The sequence below is a fragment of the Serratia sp. J2 genome (genome assembly GCF_046269175.1).
GTDB lineage: Bacteria > Pseudomonadota > Gammaproteobacteria > Enterobacterales > Enterobacteriaceae > Chania > Chania fonticola_C.
In genome coordinates this window covers 18,848-42,369 of record NZ_JBKABN010000027.1, presented here as the reverse complement: position 1 = coordinate 42,369, position 23,522 = coordinate 18,848, and the positions used below count along the sequence as shown (strand labels likewise).

Here is a 23,522-nt window from a genome sequence, read left to right as displayed (position 1 = left end):
TTGAACTTACGATAATCATTACAAATAAAAAATACCACGCTTATTTTTTAAAAAAACCATTGATATACGATTACGAATGAGTTAATAATAAATTGCATTTAAAGCAACACACTTTAAAAAACCTCATAAAAGGAGTTTCCTATGGAACTTATTGACTTATCGTTATTAGGTTATGTGTCTGGTGGCCGTGGTAATAATGGGGGCGATCGCACAGATAACGGCGGCAGAAACAACAAAGGCAAAGGGAATAATAGTTCCGGGAATAACTCTGGCGGTTTCTATGACAAGTATGGCAATGCCGACTGTATCAATGGCATGTTGGCCAACACGGGGAAAGGCGTTATTGGCGGGCCTGCGGGTATGGCTGCTGGCCTGGCTTATGGCGCTGCGACCGGCGGCTGTTTCAAAGATAGTGGACGAGGAGGTGGGAATGTCGGCACGGGCCCTGGCGGAAATAAAAGCTCAGGCAGCTGCAGTGGTAAAAATGGCAGCGGCGGTTGTAGCTGGTAAGAAAAAAGCATGAATAAACTCTATTGGATCGTCTCTGTCGTCATCGGGCTGATTTTATCCTCAATTTTTTTGTCCGGCGCCGGAATTGAAGCTAATCATTTCTACTCGGCCCCAGAGAGAATATCCAAATTTGTCGTCTCAATGGTTTTTTCAATTTACTTTATCATGGTACTCCATAAAGTTATTTGTGCCATCTTTAAAAAAACCAAATCCTAAAACCCTCCATCCATCGGCAACCGTATGGATGGAGATTAAACCCAATAGCGGCGATGCATACTGTACCACTTAAGCCAGAAGCCGTTGCCAAGGAAAACATGAAAAAACCCTATTGGACGCTTTCCGTCATCATCGGCTTGGTTTTGTCTTCATTTTTTACGGCCGGTGCCGGGATCGGCGCTAACTCTCTCTACTCTGCACCCGCGGGAATATCCAAGCTTATCGTCTCGGTATTTTTTTCAATTGCCGTGATCATCGTTATACATAAGTTTCTTTGCGCCATCTTGAAAAAACCGCCATCCATGGATGGCGGCTGATTTATTTAGTTCGCTCACCGCTTCGTTATCAGGAAGTCGATGTGCTCGGAGAATGGCCAGACTCCTCGGCTGGCTGGCTAATGGCCGCACTGCGCCAGGCACTGTAGATCGCCAATAGCGGGGCCAAGGCGAACAGCAGGAACAGCCAATGGGCAGCGGAGGCCGCGCCCTCGATGCCACCCGGCGTGGTAAATCCGGCCAGGTTGGTGACCATCCCCGCCAACGCTGCGCCAACGCTGCGCCAAACGCCGTGGCGAACAGTTGCACCGTGGTAATGGAAGCCCCGGCGATATCTTTATCGGCCTGAGGAGCCACCTGCAAAATGCGCGTCAGCAAGTGCGGCCAACCAAAACCGATCCCGAAACCGACCAGCGTCAAAGCCAGCACGATCGGCGCCAGTGCCTGCCAGTGGCCATTAGAGGGAATAGGCATCAGCACCGCCAACCCCAGCAAACCAAGCAGCACCAAAATCGGCCCGCTGATGATCGCCAAACGGATCCCTACCCCACGCCAACCGGAGCTGAGGATTTCCGACAGGGTCCAACCGGCCGCCATAGTGGCCGCAATATAGCCGGAAATCAGCGGTGACTGACCATGCAGAGTTTGCAGGAAGTAAGGCACAAAGATCTCGCTGGTCATGCCGATCACCAACAGGGTTACCGTAGCGTACAGCGAAGCCAGCGCCGAACCACGACGCAGTGCCTGATGTGGCAGCAGGCGGGCGCGTGAATGTCCCTCGCGCCGGATTAACCCAATCAACAACAGCAACGCCAGCACGATGCCGCCCACGTTTAGCCAACCGCTATCTGCCAGGCTGCCAGCCGACACCACCAATACTGCTCCAGCCAGCAGCAGCAACTGCATCAGCGGTAACGGTGTTGGCCGCTGCTGTGGTTTACCTTTGGGCAGGATACGGAACGTAAAGGCGGCGTACAGCACCATGATCGGCAACAGAATACCGAACGCCCAGCGCCAGGCGTTCAACTCGGCAAAAATCCCGCCGACGGCAGGCCCCACCAACGTAGCAATCCCCCACATTGCTGAGATCAACGCCATGGCGCGTGGCCAAAGTTTCTGTTCAAACACCAGGTTAATCATCGCGTACGACAGTGCAAAGATCAGGCCACCACCAAACCCCTGTACCGTACGACCAATCAGCATCACCGGCATGGAAGGGGCCAGCGCACACAGCATCGCGCCCACGATGAAGAACAGCGACGCCACCAGATAGGCGCTACGTGCCCCGTAGCCACTCAGCAAACGTGCCGACAACGCCGAGCCTAATATCGAGGCCACCACAAACAGGGTGGTGTTCCAGGCATAGAGATCCAACCCACCGATGTCCTGCACCACCGAAGGCAAAATGGTGGTCGCTACCAGAATATTGATCGCATGCAAAGCGACGCCGAGCGACAGTGCGATGGCACTGGCGGCATTTTTGCCGGAAAAGAGATCGCTCCAACGGCTGTTATCATCGGTTATCACGGTTATCGTCCTGTTTTCAGAGGAATGGCATTGAGTTGATCTTGCTATTAGGCTAAATTTAACAAGCAATATCTTGGAATAATTAAGGGCGAGGCGCTGTAATATGTCAAGAATTAACTTGGAAAATGGCGAATGCACCGCACATTCGGTCAGTGACCGCTTGCTGAAGCTGTTGAAAACCCACGGTCCGCAGCAAGCCTCAGAAGCAGGAAAAGTACTCGGCACCACCGGTGAAGCGGCTCGTCAGCAATTCGTCAAGCTGGCAAAAGAAGGTCTGGTAGAAGCCAAAGCTGAAACACGCGGCGTTGGCCGCCCGGTACAGCTCTGGCAGTTGACCGCCGCAGGTAACGCCCATTTCCCCGACGCCCATGCCGAATTAACTGCCCAACTGTTGCGCACGGTACGTGACAAACTGGGGGAGCAGGCGATGGACCTGCTGATCGACAGCCGAGAGCAGGAGACCCGAATTAATTACCAAAAGGCGATGATCGGTGCAACCGATCTGCGTGAACGCGTCGCTCGTCTGGCGGCCATCCGTTGCCGTGAAGGGTATATGGCCGAGTGGAGCGAAGGGAAAGACGGCAAGTTTCTGCTGGTGGAAAATCACTGTCCCATTTGCAGCGCAGCGACGGTTTGCCAAGGATTTTGCCGCGCCGAGCTGAACGTATTTACCGAGGTGCTGCAAGCCAAGGTTGAGCGCAGCGAACATATTCTTACCGGTGCCCGCCGCTGCGCCTACGAGATCTCCCAATCATAATCTCTTGATTTAGGCCAGGTACTGGCGGCCTCCCCCAGTACCACGACACCACTCAACGGGCAAAAAAGCATTGCTTATCGGCCATGCCTTAAGGTTTACTGAGTGTCCTAACGATTTTTCACCCTACCGAATAATAACCCATGCTGAGCCAACAAAATCGTCATCTCCTGCCGTTAATCGGGGCGCTGTTTACGTTATATATTGTCTGGGGATCGACCTACTTCGCCATCCGAGTGGGGGTGGCAAGCTGGCCTCCCTTGATGATGGCGGGCATTCGTTTTCTGATTGCCGGTATCATCCTGTTCGTTTTCCTGTTGCTGCGGGGCCATGCCCTGCCCACCTTGAAACAGTGGGTCGCCGCTGGCACCATTGGCATTCTGTTGCTGGCCGTGGGTAACGGTCTGGTCACGGTAGCCGAGCATCAGGATGTGCCTTCCGGCATTGCCGCGGTGATGGTCGCTACGGTTCCGCTGTTCACCCTATGCTTCAGTATGTTTTGGGGGATCCGCAATACCAAACTGGAATGGACAGGCATCGCCCTTGGCCTGGTGGGCATTGTGTTGCTCAATACTGGCAATAACCTGGTGGGTAACCCGACCGGCGCGCTATTGATCCTGTTGGCCTCCGCCAGTTGGGCCTTTGGTTCGGTACTCGGCTCACGTATTTCGCTCCCTGCCGGGCCGATGGCCGGTGCCGCAGAAATGCTGGTGGCCGGCGTGGTGCTGACCATCGCCAGCCAACTGAGCGGTGAGCATTTGGATAAAATGCCCACCTTCAGCGGCTTTATGGCGCTCGGTTATCTGATTGTTTTTGGTTCAATGCTGGCGATCAGCGCCTATATGTTCCTGCTGAAAAACGTACGCCCGGCGGTAGCGACCAGCTATGCCTACGTCAATCCGGTGGTGGCAGTGCTGCTCGGTGTCGGTTTTGCTGGTGAATCCCTGGGCCCGCGCGAGTGGCTGGCGTTGGTGATTATCGTCTCGGCGGTGGTGCTGGTGACGCTAGGTAAATATCTGTTTGCCCGCCCGGCCAAGGTGCAACCGGCCGTGAAGTAAGGCATTTGTACCACACAAGGAAAGGGAAGCAGGCATTTGTACCACACAAGGAAAGGGAAGCAGGCATTTGTACCACACAAGGAAAGGGAAGCAGGCATTCTTCCCTTAGCCTGTCTGCTGGGGAATAAAAAACTGGTGTCACTATGTCACCAGCCCGGCCGTCAATGTGAGTGGTGAATTTGTGCCAAATCGTTTTCCGAAAGACCGGTCAACTTCATCACCATGGCACGTTCAAAGCCTTCAGCCAGCATAGAACTCGCTATTTCCAACACGGTTTCCCGCCCTTTTTCCATGCCTTGCTTTATCCCTTTCTCGAAACCTTTTTGCTCAAGATATTCTGCAATAGTCATCAATTCCTCCTCATGCCGCGGCGCGCGCCTGGCCAACTCACGGAGCAACGTCTCCGGTTCGGTTGCCTTCCCCACCAACAGCATATAGTTCACCAATGATATGAGTTGCTCTTTGGTAGTGTATCCGGCCAACAACAATGTGATCAGTTGTTCTAACAGCTCAACCAGGTCACGCTGGCGTACATGCTTTTGCAACAACTCAAGAATGGCCATGCGGCGATGCTGCATGATTTCATCGTTCGGAATGACGGTAACGTCAACCAACGGGAAATGCCCCGCATAGAGCTGCCTGGCTAGTTCAGGCTCACTGAATTCCTCTACCCAACTCATTGAGTAGGGATAATTTAGCGTGTTCAGATCGCAATACTGCAGTAGGGCAGGCGGCACATGTAATTCCAGGAAATCACGGGCCGTGTCTGGATGGGTGAGGAACTGCTTAAATACCGCATCATGCGGGGTGGAGGTGGCTTTTTTCATGTCGGTCATCCTTGGACTTAACATAAAAAAACCTACCATAGGCTGTCATCGGCGCACATTATGAACGAATGGGTTCTGAATCCGCCTCGCAAAACCTTTGAACATCAGTTGCGAACCCGATCCCGCCCAAAAAGACGAGAGGATCGGTGCAGCCCGCATACCCCCAATTAAACGAGTGTTGTTTCACCCGGTGAAGGGGCTATAATTCCCGCTGTTCTGGACAACCTGCGAAATCATCATTATGCGGAAAAAAGCGTTCCTCATCGTCATCGCCTTATGCGCCTTCGGCTCTCTGAGCGGCGTCTTTCTGGCCGGGCTGAATATGTACACCCGTTCCACCACGCCACAGGAAGAGACCACAACCACCAACGATGCCGCAGCCGATAGCGCCCCAACGGCCACTATCCAAGCGAAATAACCTGCTTTATAACGCCGTAACGCCAGCGTTGGCCGCCAGCCTTTCAAGCTCGGCCACCCGCTGATAAGCGGCACGCGGCACCAGACTAAAATCGCCGATCAGCAGGCTTTCACTGGCCGTATGGTTGACCATTGCACTGGCCGCAGTGCGCAGGATTGCCAATTGTGAGTCTGGGGTTCCGGCCGCCGTGATCAACGGCAAGCCCGGTACCGCTGCGGTACGGCCAATAATCTTCAGCCCAGCAACGGCTTGTGGCTGTGCCCGTTTCAATAGGGCAAAACTGATACAGTCAATGGCCGCAATATCCGCCTGCCCCTCCAGGATCATCTCCAGTGATTGATAGTGGCTGCCAGAGGCGATCGCCTGGCGGAAAAAACGTCCTTCTCGCGCCAACGGGGCAATCAAGGCTCGCAGGCTGTTATACCCCGACTGTGAATCCCGGCTGTTATACGCCACCACGCGATCGCGAAAATCTTCCAGACGCTCAGCCGATTCATCCTCACGCACTACCAGCCAACTGCTGTAGTTCGCTCCGCTGCAACCTTCCACGCGGTAATGGTAAGTGCCCACCAGCTGTACCTGTGGTAGCACCGTCACCAATGGATAACCGCAGGTTTGGCTTAGTAGCAGATCCGGCCGCTGCCAGTGTTGCGGCAAATCCTGCGGCCAACTCAGCGTCTGGGGAACCTCCGCCATACCCAGTTGCCGCAGCTTATCGCGTAGCGCCTGCCAGAACGGTTCCACCTGTTGGTGGCTAACGCCGTACATCGGTAAAGAGACTATCGCCATGGAAGTTACCCCGCAGAAGATGAGACAGTCAGCCGTTGCTGACGCCAGGCGGTGAGGTAGCTTACCCAGCGTTCGAACAGCATGTCGGTAATGATCGCCAACAACGCCACTACCACCGCTCCCTGGATCACATACGCAGTATTGAAGCCGCTCAGGCCAATAATGATCGGCGTTCCCAGCGTTTTGGTGCCCACCGTCGAGGCTATCGCCGCCGTGCCGATATTGATAATCACCGAAGTACGGATCCCCGCGACGATCACCGGGGCCGCCAGCGGCAACTCAACGCGCCACAAAACTTGCCAGCGGTTCATCCCAACCCCTTGAGCTACTTCACGTGTCACCGCCGGAACCGACTCTATCCCGGTCAAGGTGCCTTGCAGGATCGGTAATAACCCATACAGCACCAGCGCAATAATCGCTGGCTGCTCACTAAAGCCCATTACCGGTACCGCCACCGCCAATACCGCGACCGGTGGAAAAGTCTGCCCAACGGCAACCACGGTCTCCACCAATGAGCGAAACTCCCGCCCGGCACCGCGCGTCACCGCAATGCCAGCGGTTACGCCAATCATTACCGCAATCAGGCTCGATACGGCTACTAGCGATAAATGCGCAACAACCAGCGAGAAGAAGCTGTCCTGCTGATACACCGGCCTATCCAACTGTGGGAACCAAGCAGCAAACAGGCCGTGCAGATGGTTCATGCCGAAGACCAACGCCACTAGCAGAGTAAATGTCCACGGCAGCGGATCGCGCCACCAGCGCGTGATATTCATGATAGCGCCTTGTGTGTAATCAAATCGCTGAAATGCAAAACGCCAAGCGCTTGCCCCTGTTCGTCAACCACCGGCAAACGTTCGCTGCCTCGGGCAACAAACACCGACAGCGCCTCACGCAGACTCATCATGGCCTGAATGGGTTCCCCTTCCGCCTCGCCTGGCCGCACCCTTTCGGCTACCGTGCCCAACGCCAACAGTTTGATCCCCCGATCGCTGCGGCCAAAGAAGTCACGCACAAAATCATTCACCGGGTTGGTCAACAGCTCCAGCGGAGTACCCTGCTGCACCACTCGCCCCTGATCGAGCAGCACGATCCGATCGGCCAGCCCCAGCGCCTCATCGATATCGTGTGTCACCAGAACGATGGTGCGGCCAGAAAGTTGATGAATGCGGGCAATCTCAGCCTGCAACGAGGCCCGGGTCACCGGATCGAGCGCACCAAAGGGTTCGTCCATCAGCAACACCTCAGGATCGGCGGCCAGCGCCCGTGCCACCCCAACCCGCTGTTGCTGTCCACCGGAAAGCTGATGCGGATAGCGGCGGCGGAACTGTTCCGGCTCCAGTTGCAGCAGCTCCATCAACTCAGTCACCCGATCGCGGATCCGTGCCCGTGGCCACTTCAGCAACTGCGGCACCGTGGCGATATTCTCTTCTACCGTCCAATGGGGAAACAGGCCGATCGACTGGATGGCGTAGCCCATTCGGCGGCGCAAATCCTGCGGCTTGAACTTATGGATCTCCTCACCGGCAAACCTGATCTTGCCTTTATCATGCTCGATCAGGCGGTTGATCATCTTCAACGTGGTGGACTTACCAGAACCGGAAGTGCCGATCAGCACGGTAAACTCCCCTTCCGCCATGCTCAACGAGAGATCGTCCACCGCCGGTTTCCCCTGAAAAATCTTGCTTACCCGGTCAAAGTTAATCATCTGGCAGTCACTTCCAACATTGAAATTATGAATTTAAACAGCGAATCGACGATCACTGCCATGGCGATCACCGGGATCACTCCGAGCAACACCAGATCCAGCGCACTGCTGAGTAATCCTTGAAACACGATTGCGCCAAAACCCCCGGCACCGATCAGCGCGGCCACCACCGCCATTCCCACGGTTTGCACCGCCAGGATCCGCATGCCGGTCAGGAACAGTGGCAATGCCAGTGGCAGCTGTACGCCAAGGAATATCTGCCCGCGCGTCATTCCCATGCCGCTGGCGGACTCAATCACGCTGGCAGGCACGCTTTGCAAACCGGCGACCACGCTGCGCACCAATGGCAACAGAGCATAGAGCACCAATGCCACAATCGCCGGGGCCATGCCGATACCGCTGATGCCCAGGTTCGCCAGCCAAGGTAGCGCCGCCGCCAGCCCGGCCAACGGGGCAATCAACAGACCAAACAGCGCAATGGAAGGGATGGTCTGGATGATATTCAGCGTAGAGAAGATCGGGGCCTGCCAGCGGGTTGAACGAAAACACAGCACGCCCAACGGCACGCCAATCAGCAGAGCCGGTATCATGGTAGCCAGCAAGAGGGTCAAGTGCTGTAGTAACGCAGCATCAAATACCTCTTGCCGGTTGTGGTACTCCTTCAGCAGGGAAAGCTGGTCCAGCTGATGGGTAAACAACAGCAGCACGGCAGGTAGCAGCACCAAGACGTTACCCAGAATGCGCCACAGGTGCGAGGGGGTGATCCGCGTCATGGCATCTGCGGCGATCAGGCCGCTCAATGCTGCCATTAGCGCACAGCCGCTGCTCCAGGAAGTGCGTGCCAACGGCGAGCCCTGCAATGCCAGTTGCTGCGCGGTATAGCCGCTTAACCAAAAGGTCATCGCCAATAGAACAGCGGCAACGCAGGCGGTCAGCCGCGCCCGATTGCGCGTGGGGGTCAACAGGCTGAGCACGGCCAACGCCAGTAATGGCAATAGCAGCCACAGAGCTGGGCCATGTAACAGTGAAATCAGAGAGATACTCTTGCCAGACAGCAGGCGATTAGGGGCATAGCTGAGGAACGGCAGGCCAAAGGCCGCAAGCAGCAGCAAAATAAACAAGGTCAGTAATACGCGGTTTTTCAAGACAATAATCAAAATCACTCCCAGGGTCTAATCAGCCAGTTAAGCGCAGAATGCATAGCTACGCGTAAGCTGACGTCCCCTCACCCTAACCCTCTCCCACAGGGAGAGGGGACCGAACGTGCCACAAATGGGCTCCTGCACCTACCCTCAATGCCGCATCCGTTCCATCTCCTGCGGGGAGGGGATTAAACGTTCTAAAGATTGAATCCTGCCCTTAATGGCTGCTCCGTATCAGCTCCCTCTCTCTGTGGAAGAGGGGACTGAACGTGCCACAAGTGGGCTCCTGCACCTAACCCTCAATGCCGCATCTGTTCCATCTCCTGCGGGGAGGGGATTAAAGGTTCTAAAGATTGAATCCTGCCCTTAATGGCTGCTCCGTACCAGCTCCCTCTCCCTGTGGGAGAGGGTTGGGGTGAGGGGCAATATCAGATTCAGTCGTCGAATCAAGGTTACTTAATCAACCCTTTCTGTTTCAGATAATTGACCGCAACCTGTTTGGCATCCTGGCCTTCTACGGCAATCTGCGCATTCAGCTGCTGCAAGGTTGGGCCGTCGAGCGTAGCGAATACCGGCTTGAGCAGTTCGGCGATATTGGCGTGCTGCTGCAGCGTTGCTTCACGAATAATCGGAGCCGGGGCATAGATCGGCTGTACGCCCTGTGGGTCTTCCAACGTTTGCAGCCCCAGCGCAGCTACCGGGCCATCGGTCCCATACGCCATCGCCGCATTCACCCCAGAGGTTTGTTCCGCCGCTGCCTTGATGGTCACCGCCGTATCGCCGCCAGCCAGTGACAGCAACTGATCCTGATTAAGCTTGAAGCCATAAGCATTCTGGAAGGCCGGTAGCGCGTCCGGGCGTTCGATAAACTCCGCCGATGCCGCCAGTTTGAACTTACCGCCGTCGTTGATCCACTTGGCCAGGTCTGCCAGGGTTTTCAGATGGTTGGCCTGCGCCACGTCCTGGCGAACGGCGATCGTCCAGGTGTTGTTTGCCGGGGCGGCATCCAGCCAGACGATTTTGTTCTGGTCATAGTCGAGCTTTTTCACCTTCTCGAACCCGGCCTGAGCGTTTTTCCACGCCGGATCTTTTTCATCGGAGAAGAAGAAGGCACCGTTACCGGTGTATTCCGGGTAGATATCAATCTCGCCGGAGGTGATCGCACCACGCAGTACCTTGGTGGTGCCTAGCTGCAGTTTGTTGGTGGTTTTGATGCCGTTGGCTTCCAGCACCTGCACAATGATGTTGCCAAGCAACGAACCTTCGGTATCAATTTTAGAACCCACGCGTACCGTATCGGCCGCCTGTGCAACACCGCTGGCTCCCGCCAGAACGGTCAAAGCCAATGCCAAAAAACGTGCGCGTAATGGGGTAATAGCCATGCTTTATCCTCTTTGATGATGCCTTCCGGCTATTTCGCCAGATCGATTGGAAAATCCTGCGCGGTATGGGTCCAGCGTATCACATGCTGTTTCCCGACACTCTCCTGTTCAAACGGGTGTACTTCAACAGCAATTGGCGTTACGGCATGGTCGACAAACCAGTTGCCATAGCCCTGCACCACAAATCCCTGGCTGCGTTGCCGGTAGGCTTGTTGCTCTGCCAGATAGACTTTTCGCAGGCCATACCAAGGCAAACCGGGTAAATCATGATGCACTAAATGATAGTTCAAATTGAGAAACAGCAGCCGCCACGGCCAAGAGGCCTCATTAATAATAGAACGTGCCTGCGGAGCGTCCACCGCACGATGCTCATAAAACGAGCGGATTTTGGTCAACCCCAGCGCCGGGTAGCTCACCGCCAGCAGATAAAAGGCGGCAGAAATGCCCTGTGTTTGCAGCCAGGCGAGCAGAGCCATCAACAGAATGCCGTGTACCAGCCACATCACCAAGGTACGCAATTCCCCTGCCAATATGGCTTTCAGGGCATTCGCCAGCGTGGCGGCAATATCCCATGCAGGGCCAAGCGTGACTCGCCCAATCAGGGTGTTGCGCACCTTGGCCAACAGAGGCAGCAAAACAGGAAACCGTTGCCACTGCGCCCGGCTGAAATAGTAACTTTCCGGATCTTCGGCAGGTTGGGTCAGATGATCGTCACGGTGATGCTGAACATGGCTGTCGCGGTACAGCCCGTAGGGATACCACACCGCCAGGGGAAGCAGGCCGAACAGTTGGTTGAGCCGTGGCCAGCGGGTAGGATGGCCGTGGATCAGCTCATGCTGCAACGAGAGATACCAGGTAGTCGCCAGCGTCAGCAGCGGTGCGCCCAGCCAGGGGCCAAGCTGCTGCCAGTAATGCACCACACCGAACCAACTGCCGTAAACCAGCAGCATAATGCCCCAGGTCGGCAGCTCCAGCCGCCAGACCCATTGCCGGTTAAGCTGTTGGATCCAGGCACGTTGTTCGTCATGCAGATAGTGGCTATGGGGTTTGGCTGAGGGCATTTTCCGGCTCGCTGAGGCTATTTTTCTCAGTATCAGCGAAGCGGATCGGCGCTCAAAATAACAAAAGTGGTATAGCAAAGTTAAAAACCAGCATCATGACGTTTCGCTCATGGATGCCGCCCCTGGAAGGCGAGAGCAGACCACGTGTTAGCCTGCTCTGCTAACCTTACAGAGTCATTCCCCCATCACGGCATAAGCTTGCAAGCGCTCACGCCACCAGAGGCTGGCCAAGCCGGTAGCACTTTCTCGCCAGCCGAAGTAGGCAGTGTCGCTATCACGCTCTGCTTCCACGCTTTTCGCTACCAACTGGCCGGTTTTCAGATAAGGTTCTGCCAGATAATGAGGCAGATAGCCGCAGCCCAACCCGGCCAGCTGCGCCTGCAATTTGGCCTCAAAACTGAATACCGTCAGTTGATCCTGCTCATCCAGCACGTGCAGACTTTGCGGTGAACTCACCCGCGATGAGTCATGAACCACCACTGCGCGATGCTGGCGGATGGTGCTTTTCTGCAACGGTTCCGGCTGATCTGCCAACGGATGGTGCGGGGCGACGGCAAACACATACTCCAACTGCCCTAGCGGGCTAAAAGCATAGCCAGCGCGCGAAGGGGGCTCACAAATCGCACCGATAATAATATCGGCACAGCCGTGTATCAGCGCCTCCCAGGAGCCAGCCAGCACTTCATGGCTGAAACGCAGTCGGGTGTGGTGGTGATTACGGTAAAACTCATCAATCAGCGGTAACAGCCGGGCAAAAGGGAACGATGCATCCACTGCCAGAGTGAGATCGCTCTCCCAGCCACTTTCTACATAGCGCGCCTGCTGCTCCAGATCTTGCGCAGCACGCAGCAATATCCGTCCCTTTTCCAGCATCAGCTTGCCGGTAGCGGTAAATTTTGCCCGGTGGCCGGAGCGATCGAGCAGCGTGATCGCCAGATCGCTCTCCAGTTTCTGCACCATGTAGCTCAGGGCAGAAGGCGTTTTAAACAGCGCGGCGGCCGCTGCGGCAAATGATCCATGACGATCCAGTGCGTCCAGGATCAATAGCGCTTCCAGGTTTAGTCTCACCCCTTTCTCCCATTGATAAAAAAACTTAACAAGAAGGTAAAAATTCTACGCTATCTTTGAAAACGGCACCTACCTACCATTCATTCCATTGATACAGCGCATCCGTCTTATTCACGGTAATACAATTGGAAGGTACATTATGTCGAAGTTTGAACTGCTTGATCCAAAAAATTCCGCACTCATCTTTATCGATCATCAACCACAAATGGCTTTTGGCGTGGCAAATATCGATCGCCAACAGCTGAAAAACAACGTGGTAGCGCTGGCCAAAGCCGGAAAAATTTTTAATGTTCCCACTATTTTTACCTCGGTCGAAAGTGAAAGTTTCAGCGGCTATATCTGGCCGGAACTGCTGGCAGTGCATCCAGAACTCACCCCGATTGAACGTACTTCGATGAATTCCTGGGAAGATGCGGCATTCGTTAAAGCCGTGGAGGCCACCGGCCGTAAAAAACTGGTGATCTCTGCCCTGTGGACCGAGGTCTGCCTGACCTTTCCGGCATTGATGGCACTGGAAGCCGGGTATGAGGTTTATGTGGTCACAGACACCTCTGGCGGCACCTCGGTGGATGCCCATGAGCGCGCTATCGATCGCATGGTGCAGGCTGGGGCCATTCCGGTGACCTGGCAACAGGTGCTGCTCGAGTACCAACGCGATTGGGCACGCAAAGAAACCTACGATGCGGTGATGGATCTGGTACGTGAACACAGCGGTGCCTACGGGATGGGCGTTGACTATGCTTACACTCTGGTGCATCACGCCCCGGCTCGCAGCGGCAAGTAAAACCGCGCAGGGCTCACCTTGACTGACCGCATTACCCTCCCGGCCGCGCGCCGGGATTTTTCAGGAGCTGGATCCATGTCCCATCAGCAACACGTTACGCTGGTGATCACTCACCATCTGGCTCCCGGCCAGGAACCAGCCTATGAAGCCTGGTTAAAACGCATCATGCCCGATGCCGCCCAGTTTGACGGCCATCTAGGCGTTAACGTCATTCGCCCCTCCGGTGATCAGCTGGCTTATACGGTGCTGGTACGCTTCGATAATCTCGACAATTTATACCGCTGGATCCACTCGCCACAGCGACTGAAATATATCGAAGAAGTCACACCACTGCTGCAGGGGAGCGATCATATTGAGATCCGCCCCGGAGCCGAGTTTTGGTTCACACCTGCCAGCGCCAACGTGCGGCCACCGGCCAAGTGGAAACAGTTTTTAATCACCCTGCTGGTGATTTTCCCTTCGACCAATCTGGTGCCTTGGTTTTGGGGCAAGCTGCTGCCGGAACTGAGCGGCACACTGGCTGGGCATTTACTCAATGATGCCAGCGTTGTCGCCCTGGTGGTATTCCTGTGGATGCCGTTGGTTACCCGTCTGTTTCATCAATGGCTCACCCGCCATTAAAGGAAAACGTTATGAGTCACACCGCTTCATTGATCATCAGCAACGGTAAATTCCATACCGTCGATCGCGAAAATCCCACCGCTCAGGCCGTGGCGATCAAGGACGGTAAGTTTCTGGCCGTCGGTAGTGAGAGCGACGTCATGCAACACGCCGGGCCGGAAACCCAGATCATCGACCTGCACGGCCATACGGCGGTGCCCGGCCTGAATGATTCACACCTGCACCTGATCCGGGGTGGTTTGAATTACAACCTGGAACTACGCTGGGAAGGCGTGCCTTCGCTGGCCGACGCCTTACGTATGCTCAAGGAACAGGCACTGCGTACTCCCAGCCCACAGTGGGTCAGAGTGATCGGTGGTTGGACCGAGTTCCAGTTCGCCGAGCGCCGTATGCCTACGTTGGATGAAATCAACGCCGCCGCCCCAGACACGCCGGTATTTATTTTACATCTGTACGATCGCGCCCTGCTTAACCGCGCTGCGCTGAAAGTGGTGGGCTACACCAAGGACACACCAAACCCGCCAGGAGGCGAAATCCAGCGCGACGGCAACGGCAACCCAACCGGAATGTTGATCGCCAAGCCCAATGCCATGATCCTCTACGCCACCTTAGCCAAAGGGCCAAAGCTGCCGCTGGAACAGCAGGTGAACTCCACCCGCCAGTTTATGCGCGAACTCAACCGCCTGGGCCTGACCAGCGCGATTGACGCAGGCGGCGGTTTCCAGAACTATCCCGAGGACTATCAGGTCATCGCGGAACTGCACGAAAAACAACAGCTGACCCTGCGTATCGCCTACAACCTGTTTACCCAACGGCCAAAGCAGGAGTTGGAAGACTTCCAGCTGTGGACGGATATGCTCAAACCCGGCCAGGGAACGGACTTTTACCGCCATAACGGCGCGGGTGAAATGCTGGTGTTCTCGGCAGCCGACTTCGAGGACTTCCTGCAACCTCGCCCGGATTTGCCTGAAGGTACCGAGGATGAGCTGGAACGCGTGGTACGCCATCTGGTGGAACACCGCTGGCCGTTCCGTCTGCATGCCACTTACGATGAATCTATCAGCCGGATGCTGAACGTGTTTGAGAAGGTCAACCGCGAAATCCCCTTTGCTGGTCTGCACTGGATTTTTGACCATGCGGAAACCATTTCTGAGCGTAATATCGAGCGAGTGAAAGCCCTCGGTGGCGGTATTGCCGTACAGCACCGAATGGCGTTTCAAGGGGAATACTTTGCCGAACGCTATGGCATCGAAGCTACCAGGCAGACTCCACCGGTCGCCAAAATGTTGGCGGCAGAACTGCCGGTTGGACTAGGCACCGACGCCACCCGCGTCGCCAGTTACAACCCTTGGACAGCGCTGTACTGGCTGGTTTCTGGCCGTACGGTCGGCGGTATGGCAATGTATGACGATCAGGCTCGTTTGGATCGTGAAACAGCATTAATGCTTTGGACACAGGGCAGTGCCTGGTTCTCTACCGAACAAGGGAAAAAGGGCCAGATCAAGGTGGGACAGCTGGCGGATATAGCCGTGCTGTCACAGGATTACTTCAGCGTACCGGAAGAGCAGATCAAGGGAATTGAGTCGGTCATGACCGTGGTGGATGGCAAAGTTGTCTATGCTGCGGGCAGTTTCTCGCCGTTCTCTCCGCCGCCGTTACCGGTACTGCCTGAATGGTCACCAGTGGTCAATGTACCGGGGCATTATCGCTCAGCACCGCCCGCAACCACCAGCAAGGTAGGTGCATTAAGCCAGGCACACCAGTGTTGCGGTCCTTGTGGCGTTCATGCTCACCAGCATGATATTGCCCGCCGCTCCAGCATTCCCATCGCTAACGAGAATGCGTTCTGGGGCGCATTCGGCTGTTCTTGCTTTGCATTTTAAGCGTCCAAGTGCCTTGCATGCTGCCAAATGGGCGCTGCATGCAAGGCCCTGCGGGATAGCACCGTTAGCCGCCTCCACAAGTCACCAGAGTCAATCGCGGTTGATATCCAACCAGCGGCGCTGTTCGGCAGAGGCGGCAATCGCATCCAGTACACAGGATACCTTCCAGCCCTCCTCAAAATCAGGCCACATCCGATCGCCCGCGGCAATGCCATTGACCAGATCGCGGATCTCCACCGTTTTCTGATCGTTAAAGCCAATGCCATGCCCGGCGCTGATGCAAAACGCGGCGTAATCCGGGTGCTTTGGCCCTACCATGATGGTTTTGAAGCCCTGCCGCTCTGCCGGTTCATCATGGCGATACAGTTTCAGTTCGGCCATGCGTTCCTGAGTGAAACTCAAGGTGCCCTTGGTGCCGGTCACTACATAAGTCAGGCCCATTTTGCGCCCGCAGGCAATGCGTGAGGTTTCGATGGTGCCCATCGCGCCATTGGCAAAGCGCACCAGCGCGCTGGCCTGATCTTCGTTTTCAACTTGGCACACCTTGGCCGGGTTGTTCGGATCGGGCCGCTGTTTGATCAGGGTTTGCATATCACCCGACACCGCGACGATATCCCCCACCAGATAATGCGCCATATTCACGATGTGCGCCGCCAGATCGCCCAACGCCCCAAGCCCGGCGCTGGCTTTGCGGCAGTGCCAGTCGATCGGCGTACGCGGGTCGGCCAGATAATCTTCATTATGCGTACCGTAAAAATGCACCACCTCGCCAATTTCACCGTTGGCAATGATTTCCCGCGCCAGCTGGCTGGTCGGGTTTTTCATATAGTTGAATCCCACCAGGGTTTTGACCCCTTTGGCCCGCGCAGCCTGCACCATCTCGGCGGCGTCTTGCGCATTCAGCGCCAGCGGCTTCTCGGAATAAACATGCTTGCCCTGTGCAATAGCCGCCAGGGCCATCTCTTTATGCAGGAAGTTCGGGGCACAGATATCCACCACGTCTATGGCGGGATCGGCCACCAGTTCGCGCCAGTCACCGGTTGAACGTACGAAGCCAAACTCCGCCGCACGCTGGGCTGCCAGCTCGGGTGTGACTTCCGCCAGCATCTCCAACACCAGCTCCCCTTTCAGCGGGAACACCGTGCTGGCCTGAGCATAAGCGATAGCATGACAGCGGCCAATATAGCCAGTACCGATCAATCCAACGCGCACCTGTTTCATCGTTTTCTCCCTTGCCTATTTTTGGAAAATAAAAATCATTATATATTTATATGAAATTTAAATTTCATTAACAAGCCGATAATCAACTTTGCCCCGGATCCGTGACTGCCCTCATAAAATGCGGTGGATAAAGAACATGAGTAATCAAAATAGTGGGAAGGTACGGCTGGCATTAAGCTAAACCGCACTGCTATTATAAAACCGCGCGTGTGGCCTTGCTGCCACACTTTCGCCCCTTCAACAGAAGACATCTCATGCCGCCGAAAATCTTGCTCAGTGCCTGCCTGGCCGGTTTCAACGTACGTTATAACGCCTCCAGCAAAACCATTATCGATACCACCTTACAGCAGTGGCAAAAAGAGGGTCGATTGGTGGTGTGCTGCCCCGAATTGGCCGCCGGTTTCTCCACGCCGCGCCCACCGGCAGAGATTGCTGCCGCTGCCGATGGCGCTGAAGTAATAGCCAACCGGGCCAGAGTGCTCGACGCGCAAGGGAACGACGTCACCGACCAGTATCTGTTGGGTGCCCATCTGGCGCTGGATACCGCTCGTCTGCATGGCTGCCGCTTTGCCCTGCTGAGCGATCGCAGCCCTTCCTGCGGGAGTCAGACCATTTACAACGGCGCATTCAACGGCCAAACCCAACCCGGCAGCGGCGTCACTGCAGAGCTGCTGCGCCAACATGGCATCGAAGTATTTTCCGAGCACCAGCTCGACGTGTTGATCGAGCGTGTCCGGCTAGTCGAGTTGGGCCAGGCGATCCGCTAGCCGCTGACGCAGATGGGCAATGCCCTGCGGGTGCCGCACAAATTCATCCGCAGGCATCATTTGCCAGCACTGCCCTTCATTACCGAAACGGATCGCCGCAATCTGTGCCAAGGTGATTTCCCCCACCATAAACCAGGTGTGCGGCGAGCCAGGCGTGATCCCGGCGTAACGCTGCTGCCAGACAATTTGCCGTGCAGGCAATAGAATACCAAACTCCTCCTCGGTTTCCCGTTGCACACATTGCACCGGAGTTTCGTCCCCTTCACGTCCGCCGCCGGGCAAGTCCCAGCAGCCGGGCCAGGGGATCGCCGGGTTGTCATCACGCAGGTAAACCAGCACCTGGCCACCGTACAGCAAGGCGATTTTCGCCCCGCCAAAGTCTTGGTCAATCATCTGCCCTGCCCCTTTCAAACCGCAGCATACCAATATGCAAGATCGTTGAGGTATAGTGAAAACCTTCTTTGTCCTGACAGGCGAACAATAACCATGAACTCTGCTTTTTTAGTGACCGCGCAATGGCTTGAGCAACATATCAACGATGAAAATCTGACGCTGGTTGATGTGCGTATGGCACCTGTCGGCCAGGTGCCGAAGCAAGACATGTTGGCCGAATTTGAGCGGGGCCATATACCCGGTGCGGTGTATTTCGATATTGACGACGTCGCGGATAAAAATACGACGCTGCCGCATATGCTGCCCACGGCAGAAGCCTTTGCCGCCGCCGCAGGTAAACTGGGCATCAATGACCAACAGACCATTGTTTTCTATGATGGAGGCAATCAGTTCTCTGCCCCACGCGGTTGGTGGACGTTCCGTAATTTCGGCGCACAGCACGTATTCGTGCTCGATGAAGGTTTGCAGGGTTGGACATCGCGCGGTAACGCCTTGGAAACCGGCCCCGCACAGCCTACCCCCGCGACCTTCCGCGCGCACTTTAATGCCGAAGCGGTGGTGGATATGCAGCAGGTTGAACAGGCGATGAACGACCAGCGGCAAATCCTCGACGCCCGTGCCGCACCACGATTCTATGCCCAAGCCCCGGAACCGCGCCCAGGCCTGCACCGTGGCCATATTCCTGGCAGCATCAATATTCCGTATGGCGATTTGCTGGAGAACGGACGTTTCAAATCACTCGAGGCGCTGAAAAGAACCTTCGAAGAAAAAGGGGTCGATATCGACGCGCCCACCATCGTCAGCTGTGGCTCTGGCGTCACCGCCGCGGTGCTGGCCTTTGGCCTGCAATCACTGGGTGCCAAGCAGGTGAAGCTCTATGACGGTGCCTGGAGCGAATGGGGTGCACTGAGCGGCAAGCAGCCGATCGCTCAGGACTAGTGACTCACGATGCTGCGCCTCTCCATATAATCAATGGATTAGATAGGGCCGAACATGTTCGGCCCCTACCAATCCCTCCACTGCACCATTTAAATCATAGTGCAGTGTCTGGGGTTAAAAATAGAGTCACCTTAGCCCTTTCAATTACTCCCATAAGAAGTATTTATTGGAAGCCAAGCAAAGATTCACACAGCCAAAATAAAAAATTCAAGAAGATCATAAAAACCTGTTTTTTATTAGAGATTTTTATTTGTAGCACGTTATCGCCAGCGCGAAATTACCCTACTCACGTTGACTTATCATCAACTTGTACTAAACCTTTAATGGTTACAGAAAGTCAGTTCAATACCCTACTCATCATTTCACAAATAAGGATATAAAATGAAGCGTATCATATCAATACTGGCTGTTTCCATTCTGTTCTCTGCCTCCTCTTTTGCTGCCAAGCAGATCACACGTGAAGAGTCTTCTGGCTATACCAAGATAGGTGAGCTGTCCGTTAAGCAGTCAGGTACGCCGACTGTCGGTCATAAAGCACTGTCGCATAAAGTCGATAAGAAATGCCAGGAACTTGGCGATGTCAAAGCAAGTGATTGTTATTATCTCATTATTGATAAAACCGGTAATGAGACCAACCATGAAAACATCGACCTTGAGATTTTCAAAAAATAATATTCAGGCCTCCTCCGCCCCGCCTCGGGAAAATATAACTCCGGGCGGAGGAACAAGGCATCCTCCTCTGGGGAACATTATTTCCTGGTAATAAATATAAGGATATCATGTCAGAACATAAGAAATTTCGGCTTTATCGCCCCTTAAATGGTTTGACCCATACTTTTGGCGATGAGTGGTTTGCACTAAAAGCCGAAGCGTTTGCCCGCTTCTTTGGGACACCGACTTTCCTGATAGGGCAAACCGTGGTGGTTGCCGTGTGGATTTACCTCAGTCTGGCAGGCATGACCAAGTTCGACCCCTATCCCTTTATTCTGCTTAATCTGGCGTTCAGTTTGCAGGCAGCCTATGCGGCTCCTTTGATATTACTTGCGCAAACTCGCCAGGCGGAGCGTGACAACGCTCATGCACTGACAGACGCACAGCATCGGGAAGATCTGGCTGAAGCCATGGCTCAGCGGCAAACGCTTGCCGAACAGCACACCGAGCAACTCTTCATTTTGCTGCAACAAAATACCGAGCTAACCACGCTGACGAAACAAATGGCGGAGCGCATCGAAGCCTTAACCACGCAATTGGCAAGCTGCGTTAGTGATGACAAAAAGTCATTAAAATCCGATAGCAGGTATAATTAGCGTTTTCCCGCTAACCAAGAGGTTGCCGTGTTCACCATTCGTCAGGCATTACCCGCAGATGTAGCTACTGTACGAGAGATAGGTATCACTAGCTATGTCGCTCACTTTGCTGAGCTTTGGCAGAACCCGCAGGAGTTGCAGGCGTTTCTGGCCAAGGATTTTAGTGTTGACACGCTGGAACAATCACTGCAAAACCACCAGGTTTGCTGGTTACTGGCTTACCAAGCCGGTACGCCAATCGGCTTCGCGCGGTTGAATTTTGACAGCCTGCTGGCGGCAACCGCAACCAGTGGGGCCGAGCTGCAAAAGATCTATTTCCTGCCGCAGTTTGCCGGACGCGGCTATGGGGAACGGCTCTATGCCGAAGTACAGCGACGTGCCATTGAGAGACAGCAACCAATCCTGTGGCTGGACGTGCTGAAAAGCAACGTGGCTGGCCAACGCTTTTATCAGCGCCAAGGTATGGCGATCGTGGGCGAGGAGAGCTATACCAGCGTCAGCCAATCCGTGGCCATGTGGGTGATGGCAAAAAACCTATAATCACTTGGCGTTGTGGGTAACGTCCTCTCCCCACTCTATTTCGATCGAAATCACCCAGCCAACGAGGATCTCTGCATGAGTATGATGAAAGCCGCCGCTTTGATTGAAAAAGGACGTATTGAGCTTGTTGATAAGAAAATCCCCTCTCCCGGCCCTAATGATGCGCTGTTAAAAGTCACTACCACCACTATCTGCGGAACGGATATTCATATCCTGAAGGGAGAATATGCCGTTCCCCGCATGCTGACCATTGGCCACGAGCCGGTCGGCATTATCGAAAAACTGGGTGGCAACGTCAGGGGCTACCGGGAAGGTCAGCGTGTAGTGGCTGGCGCCATCTGTCCTTCGTTTACCTCTTATCCCTGCCAGGACGGCTTCCCCGCTCAGGACGGTGCCCATATACCGGGCTGCGGTTGCCACGGTTATAAAGCAACGGCTGGCTGGCGCTTTGGCAATGTGATCGACGGCGCCCAGGCAGAATACCTGCTGGTGCCGGATGCTGAGGCCAATTTGGCCCCGATCCCCGACGACCTCACTGATGAACAGGTGCTGATGTGTCCCGATGTGATGTCCACCGGCTTTAAAGGGGCGGAAAATGCCGATATTAAGATTGGCGATGTCGTTGCTGTGTTTGCGCAAGGGCCGATCGGCCTGTGCGCCACCGCCGGAGCACGGCTACGGGGCGCCAGCCTGGTGATCGCTATTAGCAGTGCGCCGGAGAGGCTGGCAATGGCCGGACGCCTGGGCGCTAACGTGCTGTTGAACTATAAGAAAGTCGACGTCGTCGACGAAATCATGAAAATCACCGGCGGCCGCGGAGTGGACGCCAGCATTGAGTGCCTCGGCACCCAGACGACCTTCAGCCAGGCTCTGCGGGTACTTAAACCCGGCGGCACTTTATCTAGCCTAGGCGTATACAGCGACGATCTGCAATTACCGGTCAGCGCCATTGCCAGCGGGCTGGGGGATCACACTATCCGCACGGCGTTGTGCCCCGGCGGTAAAGAGCGAATGCGTAGAATGATGAACGTCTTACAGCACAGCGCTCTGGATCTGACGCCGTTGGTCACCCACCGCTTCTCGCTCGATAATATCGTTGAAGCCTACCGGCTGTTTGCACAAAAGCAGGACGGCGTTATCAAAATAGCCATCACACCGTAACGCTCAATCGGCCTGATATTTAGCGTCCTCCACAGGCCAGCAAGGCATGGCAATAGTGGATGAGGAGAGCCAGACCACTCCGAAGGCATGTGGGTGATGGCGAAAAATCTATAGCCACTTGGCGTTATGGGTAAAGGAGATGGTCAGCCAGCGGTGCGGGCTATCTTCACCAATGGCGTCGGCTATCTGGTCACGGATTTTATCCAGCTTGTGGACGCCGCTGTGTTCCATCTCAGGCGGGATCACGATGTGGATCTCAATAAACAGCCCACGGCCAACGCGGGTGGCGTAATTGGAATAATCCAGGAAGCCATACTCCAGCGTCAGCTGCGCCATAATGGCTTCCACCTTGGCATCCAGGCTGTCCGGCGTCATCTGCAGCACTTCCTGAATAGCAGATTTTACCGTTTTGATCGGCACCGGGATCAAGACCAGCGTCAACAGTGCCAGCGCGACAGGGTCGGCATAGACGTTGAGGTATTCATAACGGGTTCCTTCCATTAGCCAGGAAAGAATAAAGGCCACCAATAACGCCGAACTGATACAGGCCGACATCAGCCAGCTTTTGTTATCCAGCGCGATCAGTTCCGATTTAACCTGCTTATTCAGCCGGCTTTGCTTAACGTAGAGGGTAAAGCAGAAAAGGCTGACGGTAACGGCATAGACAATCGCCCAGCCCAGCTCGAGTTCACGCCCTCCATCGGCAATGCCTTTGACGGCGTTCACAAAGGCATACAGACACAGCAACGTCAGTAAACTGCCGTTAAATGCCAGCACCATTGGTTCGACATGCCAAAAACCATACTGAAAACGGCGGCTATGGGGTTGCCCCAGCAGGCGGGACACCAGCAGGGATAATGAACACATGCCTGCATCCAACGCCGAGAACATGCCGTCAAACACGATCGACATGGAACCGCAGACAATCCCAAACACGATCCCGGCACTGGCAATAAACAGCGTGCAGAATATCGACCTGCGCAGGATTTTTTGTTCTATTGCCGTGCTGGTTAACACCGGTGGCAACGTGGTGGGTGCTGTCGTCATAATTCCCTTATTTCAGTCGGAAAGTTCGGACATGTTCTACCGTCGGGCGGCATCGTACTGAGTATGATCGACAAATGCAGGGTGCACAAAAAAAAAGCGCCCTCGATGAGGACGCCTGATGTCG

At 55.0% G+C, this 23,522-nt stretch carries 25 protein-coding genes and 1 pseudogene; 14 read left to right on the top strand and 12 right to left on the bottom strand.

The genetic code is table 11. The features are described from left to right. Positions 1–141: 141 nt before the first annotated feature. On the top strand, positions 142–510 hold the full coding sequence (locus ACKWMY_RS22610) for a hypothetical protein (RefSeq protein ID WP_024527483.1): 369 nt from the start codon (positions 142–144) through the stop codon (positions 508–510). 314 nt (positions 511–824) lie between these two features. Further along, complete coding sequence (locus tag ACKWMY_RS22605) at positions 825–1,043, top strand: hypothetical protein (protein ID WP_211136948.1); 219 nt, start codon at positions 825–827, stop codon at positions 1,041–1,043. 28 nt (positions 1,044–1,071) lie between these two features. Here ACKWMY_RS22605 and ACKWMY_RS22600 read toward each other — a convergent pair. Then, positions 1,072–2,528, bottom strand: a pseudogene (locus tag ACKWMY_RS22600) (MFS transporter). A gap of 103 nt (positions 2,529–2,631) precedes the next feature. Between ACKWMY_RS22600 and ACKWMY_RS22595 the strand changes: the two are divergent. Both ACKWMY_RS22595 and yedA read left to right on the top strand, forming a co-directional pair. After that, the gene (locus ACKWMY_RS22595) at positions 2,632–3,285 is read left to right on the top strand and encodes a helix-turn-helix transcriptional regulator (RefSeq protein ID WP_024527479.1); all 654 of its coding nucleotides are present in this window, start codon (positions 2,632–2,634) and stop codon (positions 3,283–3,285) included. A gap of 140 nt (positions 3,286–3,425) precedes the next feature. After that, positions 3,426–4,340 carry a drug/metabolite exporter YedA gene (yedA, locus tag ACKWMY_RS22590; RefSeq protein ID WP_024527478.1) on the top strand — a complete coding sequence of 305 codons (915 nt, stop codon included), beginning with the start codon at positions 3,426–3,428 and terminating at the stop codon, positions 4,338–4,340. 161 nt (positions 4,341–4,501) lie between these two features. On the opposite strand, the gene ACKWMY_RS22585 is transcribed toward yedA, so the two are convergent. After that, positions 4,502–5,167 (bottom strand): Rpn family recombination-promoting nuclease/putative transposase, encoded by a 666-nt coding sequence (locus ACKWMY_RS22585; protein WP_409487070.1) that lies wholly within the window; start codon positions 5,165–5,167, stop codon positions 4,502–4,504. Between the two features lie 241 nt (positions 5,168–5,408). On the opposite strand from ACKWMY_RS22585, the gene ACKWMY_RS22580 reads away from it, so the two are divergent. After that, a complete protein-coding gene (locus ACKWMY_RS22580) occupies positions 5,409–5,585 on the top strand; it encodes a hypothetical protein (protein WP_173409588.1) in 177 nt (58 codons plus the stop codon). 6 nt (positions 5,586–5,591) lie between these two features. Here the strand turns inward: ACKWMY_RS22580 and ACKWMY_RS22575 are convergent, their stop codons facing one another. The 7 genes from ACKWMY_RS22575 to ACKWMY_RS22545 form a co-directional block, all read right to left on the bottom strand. Next, a complete protein-coding gene (locus ACKWMY_RS22575; protein WP_409487069.1) occupies positions 5,592–6,374 on the bottom strand; it encodes a phosphate/phosphite/phosphonate ABC transporter substrate-binding protein in 783 nt (260 codons plus the stop codon). A 5-nt stretch (positions 6,375–6,379) separates the two neighbouring features. Beyond that, a complete protein-coding gene (locus ACKWMY_RS22570) occupies positions 6,380–7,150 on the bottom strand; it encodes an ABC transporter permease (protein WP_409487068.1) in 771 nt (256 codons plus the stop codon). Beyond that, positions 7,147–8,082: an ABC transporter ATP-binding protein gene (locus ACKWMY_RS22565; protein WP_074028024.1), complete on the bottom strand. Its 936-nt coding sequence runs from the start codon at positions 8,080–8,082 to the stop codon at positions 7,147–7,149. Before ACKWMY_RS22565 ends, ACKWMY_RS22570 begins: the two co-directional genes overlap by 4 nt. Then, positions 8,079–9,233: an ABC transporter permease gene (locus tag ACKWMY_RS22560; RefSeq protein ID WP_409487087.1), complete on the bottom strand. Its 1,155-nt coding sequence runs from the start codon at positions 9,231–9,233 to the stop codon at positions 8,079–8,081. Before ACKWMY_RS22560 ends, ACKWMY_RS22565 begins: the two co-directional genes overlap by 4 nt. 443 nt (positions 9,234–9,676) lie before the next feature. Continuing rightward, a complete protein-coding gene (locus ACKWMY_RS22555) occupies positions 9,677–10,606 on the bottom strand; it encodes an ABC transporter substrate-binding protein (protein WP_024486419.1) in 930 nt (309 codons plus the stop codon). Between the two features lie 29 nt (positions 10,607–10,635). Beyond that, positions 10,636–11,667, bottom strand: coding sequence for a fatty acid desaturase (locus ACKWMY_RS22550; RefSeq protein WP_261160292.1), 1,032 nt, complete (start codon positions 11,665–11,667; stop codon positions 10,636–10,638). Between the two features lie 174 nt (positions 11,668–11,841). Continuing rightward, positions 11,842–12,735: a LysR substrate-binding domain-containing protein gene (locus tag ACKWMY_RS22545; RefSeq protein WP_024527471.1), complete on the bottom strand. Its 894-nt coding sequence runs from the start codon at positions 12,733–12,735 to the stop codon at positions 11,842–11,844. A 139-nt stretch (positions 12,736–12,874) separates the two neighbouring features. On the opposite strand from ACKWMY_RS22545, the gene ACKWMY_RS22540 reads away from it, so the two are divergent. The 3 genes from ACKWMY_RS22540 to ACKWMY_RS22530 all read left to right on the top strand — a co-directional run bounded on the left by ACKWMY_RS22540 (position 12,875) and on the right by ACKWMY_RS22530 (position 16,023). Further along, a complete protein-coding gene (locus ACKWMY_RS22540) occupies positions 12,875–13,519 on the top strand; it encodes a hydrolase (protein ID WP_173409591.1) in 645 nt (214 codons plus the stop codon). A 75-nt stretch (positions 13,520–13,594) separates the two neighbouring features. Then, complete coding sequence (locus tag ACKWMY_RS22535; RefSeq protein ID WP_024527469.1) at positions 13,595–14,140, top strand: antibiotic biosynthesis monooxygenase; 546 nt, start codon at positions 13,595–13,597, stop codon at positions 14,138–14,140. 11 nt (positions 14,141–14,151) lie between these two features. After that, entirely contained in the window at positions 14,152–16,023 is a 1,872-nt protein-coding gene (locus tag ACKWMY_RS22530) for an amidohydrolase (protein WP_409487067.1), read from the top strand. Between the two features lie 90 nt (positions 16,024–16,113). On the opposite strand, the gene ACKWMY_RS22525 is transcribed toward ACKWMY_RS22530, so the two are convergent. Beyond that, on the bottom strand, positions 16,114–17,244 hold the full coding sequence (locus ACKWMY_RS22525; protein WP_409487066.1) for a Gfo/Idh/MocA family protein: 1,131 nt from the start codon (positions 17,242–17,244) through the stop codon (positions 16,114–16,116). 254 nt (positions 17,245–17,498) lie between these two features. Here ACKWMY_RS22525 and ACKWMY_RS22520 point away from each other — a divergent pair, with 254 nt between their 5' ends. Further along, a complete protein-coding gene (locus ACKWMY_RS22520; RefSeq protein ID WP_024527466.1) occupies positions 17,499–18,011 on the top strand; it encodes a DUF523 domain-containing protein in 513 nt (170 codons plus the stop codon). On the opposite strand, the gene ACKWMY_RS22515 is transcribed toward ACKWMY_RS22520, so the two are convergent. Further along, positions 17,982–18,404 (bottom strand): NUDIX hydrolase, encoded by a 423-nt coding sequence (locus ACKWMY_RS22515; protein ID WP_261160295.1) that lies wholly within the window; start codon positions 18,402–18,404, stop codon positions 17,982–17,984. The genes ACKWMY_RS22520 and ACKWMY_RS22515 overlap by 30 nt on opposite strands. A 93-nt stretch (positions 18,405–18,497) precedes the next feature. On the opposite strand from ACKWMY_RS22515, the gene sseA reads away from it, so the two are divergent. The 5 genes from sseA (at position 18,498) to ACKWMY_RS22490 (ending at position 22,351) form a co-directional block, all read left to right on the top strand. After that, entirely contained in the window at positions 18,498–19,343 is an 846-nt protein-coding gene (sseA, locus tag ACKWMY_RS22510) for a 3-mercaptopyruvate sulfurtransferase (protein ID WP_308871120.1), read from the top strand. Positions 19,344–19,724: 381 nt separating this feature from the next. Continuing rightward, positions 19,725–20,015 carry a hypothetical protein gene (locus tag ACKWMY_RS22505; protein WP_308871121.1) on the top strand — a complete coding sequence of 97 codons (291 nt, stop codon included), beginning with the start codon at positions 19,725–19,727 and terminating at the stop codon, positions 20,013–20,015. A gap of 107 nt (positions 20,016–20,122) precedes the next feature. Further along, a complete protein-coding gene (locus ACKWMY_RS22500; RefSeq protein WP_308871122.1) occupies positions 20,123–20,650 on the top strand; it encodes a DUF1003 domain-containing protein in 528 nt (175 codons plus the stop codon). A gap of 27 nt (positions 20,651–20,677) precedes the next feature. Then, a complete protein-coding gene (locus ACKWMY_RS22495) occupies positions 20,678–21,190 on the top strand; it encodes a GNAT family N-acetyltransferase (protein ID WP_308871123.1) in 513 nt (170 codons plus the stop codon). A gap of 75 nt (positions 21,191–21,265) precedes the next feature. Then, positions 21,266–22,351 carry an NAD(P)-dependent alcohol dehydrogenase gene (locus ACKWMY_RS22490; protein WP_409487065.1) on the top strand — a complete coding sequence of 362 codons (1,086 nt, stop codon included), beginning with the start codon at positions 21,266–21,268 and terminating at the stop codon, positions 22,349–22,351. A gap of 108 nt (positions 22,352–22,459) precedes the next feature. On the opposite strand, the gene ACKWMY_RS22485 is transcribed toward ACKWMY_RS22490, so the two are convergent. Further along, on the bottom strand, positions 22,460–23,398 hold the full coding sequence (locus ACKWMY_RS22485) for a cation diffusion facilitator family transporter (RefSeq protein ID WP_074028013.1): 939 nt from the start codon (positions 23,396–23,398) through the stop codon (positions 22,460–22,462). Positions 23,399–23,522: the final 124 nt, after the last annotated feature.

Bases quoted from the DNA above. Each gene is read 5' to 3' on its own strand.
- ACKWMY_RS22610 (WP_024527483.1), top strand. From the start codon at position 142: ATGGAACTTATTGACTTATCGTTATTAGGTTATGTGTCTGGTGGCCGT.
- ACKWMY_RS22605 (WP_211136948.1), top strand. From the start codon at position 825: ATGAAAAAACCCTATTGGACGCTTTCCGTCATCATCGGCTTGGTTTTG.
- ACKWMY_RS22595 (WP_024527479.1), top strand. From the start codon at position 2,632: ATGTCAAGAATTAACTTGGAAAATGGCGAATGCACCGCACATTCGGTC.
- yedA (WP_024527478.1), top strand. From the start codon at position 3,426: ATGCTGAGCCAACAAAATCGTCATCTCCTGCCGTTAATCGGGGCGCTG.
- ACKWMY_RS22585 (WP_409487070.1), bottom strand. From the start codon at position 5,167: ATGAAAAAAGCCACCTCCACCCCGCATGATGCGGTATTTAAGCAGTTC.
- ACKWMY_RS22580 (WP_173409588.1), top strand. From the start codon at position 5,409: ATGCGGAAAAAAGCGTTCCTCATCGTCATCGCCTTATGCGCCTTCGGC.
- ACKWMY_RS22575 (WP_409487069.1), bottom strand. From the start codon at position 6,374: ATGGCGATAGTCTCTTTACCGATGTACGGCGTTAGCCACCAACAGGTG.
- ACKWMY_RS22570 (WP_409487068.1), bottom strand. From the start codon at position 7,150: ATGAATATCACGCGCTGGTGGCGCGATCCGCTGCCGTGGACATTTACT.
- ACKWMY_RS22565 (WP_074028024.1), bottom strand. From the start codon at position 8,082: ATGATTAACTTTGACCGGGTAAGCAAGATTTTTCAGGGGAAACCGGCG.
- ACKWMY_RS22555 (WP_024486419.1), bottom strand. From the start codon at position 10,606: ATGGCTATTACCCCATTACGCGCACGTTTTTTGGCATTGGCTTTGACC.
- ACKWMY_RS22550 (WP_261160292.1), bottom strand. From the start codon at position 11,667: ATGCCCTCAGCCAAACCCCATAGCCACTATCTGCATGACGAACAACGT.
- ACKWMY_RS22540 (WP_173409591.1), top strand. From the start codon at position 12,875: ATGTCGAAGTTTGAACTGCTTGATCCAAAAAATTCCGCACTCATCTTT.
- ACKWMY_RS22535 (WP_024527469.1), top strand. From the start codon at position 13,595: ATGTCCCATCAGCAACACGTTACGCTGGTGATCACTCACCATCTGGCT.
- ACKWMY_RS22530 (WP_409487067.1), top strand. From the start codon at position 14,152: ATGAGTCACACCGCTTCATTGATCATCAGCAACGGTAAATTCCATACC.
- ACKWMY_RS22525 (WP_409487066.1), bottom strand. From the start codon at position 17,244: ATGAAACAGGTGCGCGTTGGATTGATCGGTACTGGCTATATTGGCCGC.
- ACKWMY_RS22520 (WP_024527466.1), top strand. From the start codon at position 17,499: ATGCCGCCGAAAATCTTGCTCAGTGCCTGCCTGGCCGGTTTCAACGTA.
- ACKWMY_RS22515 (WP_261160295.1), bottom strand. From the start codon at position 18,404: ATGATTGACCAAGACTTTGGCGGGGCGAAAATCGCCTTGCTGTACGGT.
- sseA (WP_308871120.1), top strand. From the start codon at position 18,498: ATGAACTCTGCTTTTTTAGTGACCGCGCAATGGCTTGAGCAACATATC.
- ACKWMY_RS22505 (WP_308871121.1), top strand. From the start codon at position 19,725: ATGAAGCGTATCATATCAATACTGGCTGTTTCCATTCTGTTCTCTGCC.
- ACKWMY_RS22500 (WP_308871122.1), top strand. From the start codon at position 20,123: ATGTCAGAACATAAGAAATTTCGGCTTTATCGCCCCTTAAATGGTTTG.
- ACKWMY_RS22490 (WP_409487065.1), top strand. From the start codon at position 21,266: ATGAGTATGATGAAAGCCGCCGCTTTGATTGAAAAAGGACGTATTGAG.
- ACKWMY_RS22485 (WP_074028013.1), bottom strand. From the start codon at position 23,398: ATGACGACAGCACCCACCACGTTGCCACCGGTGTTAACCAGCACGGCA.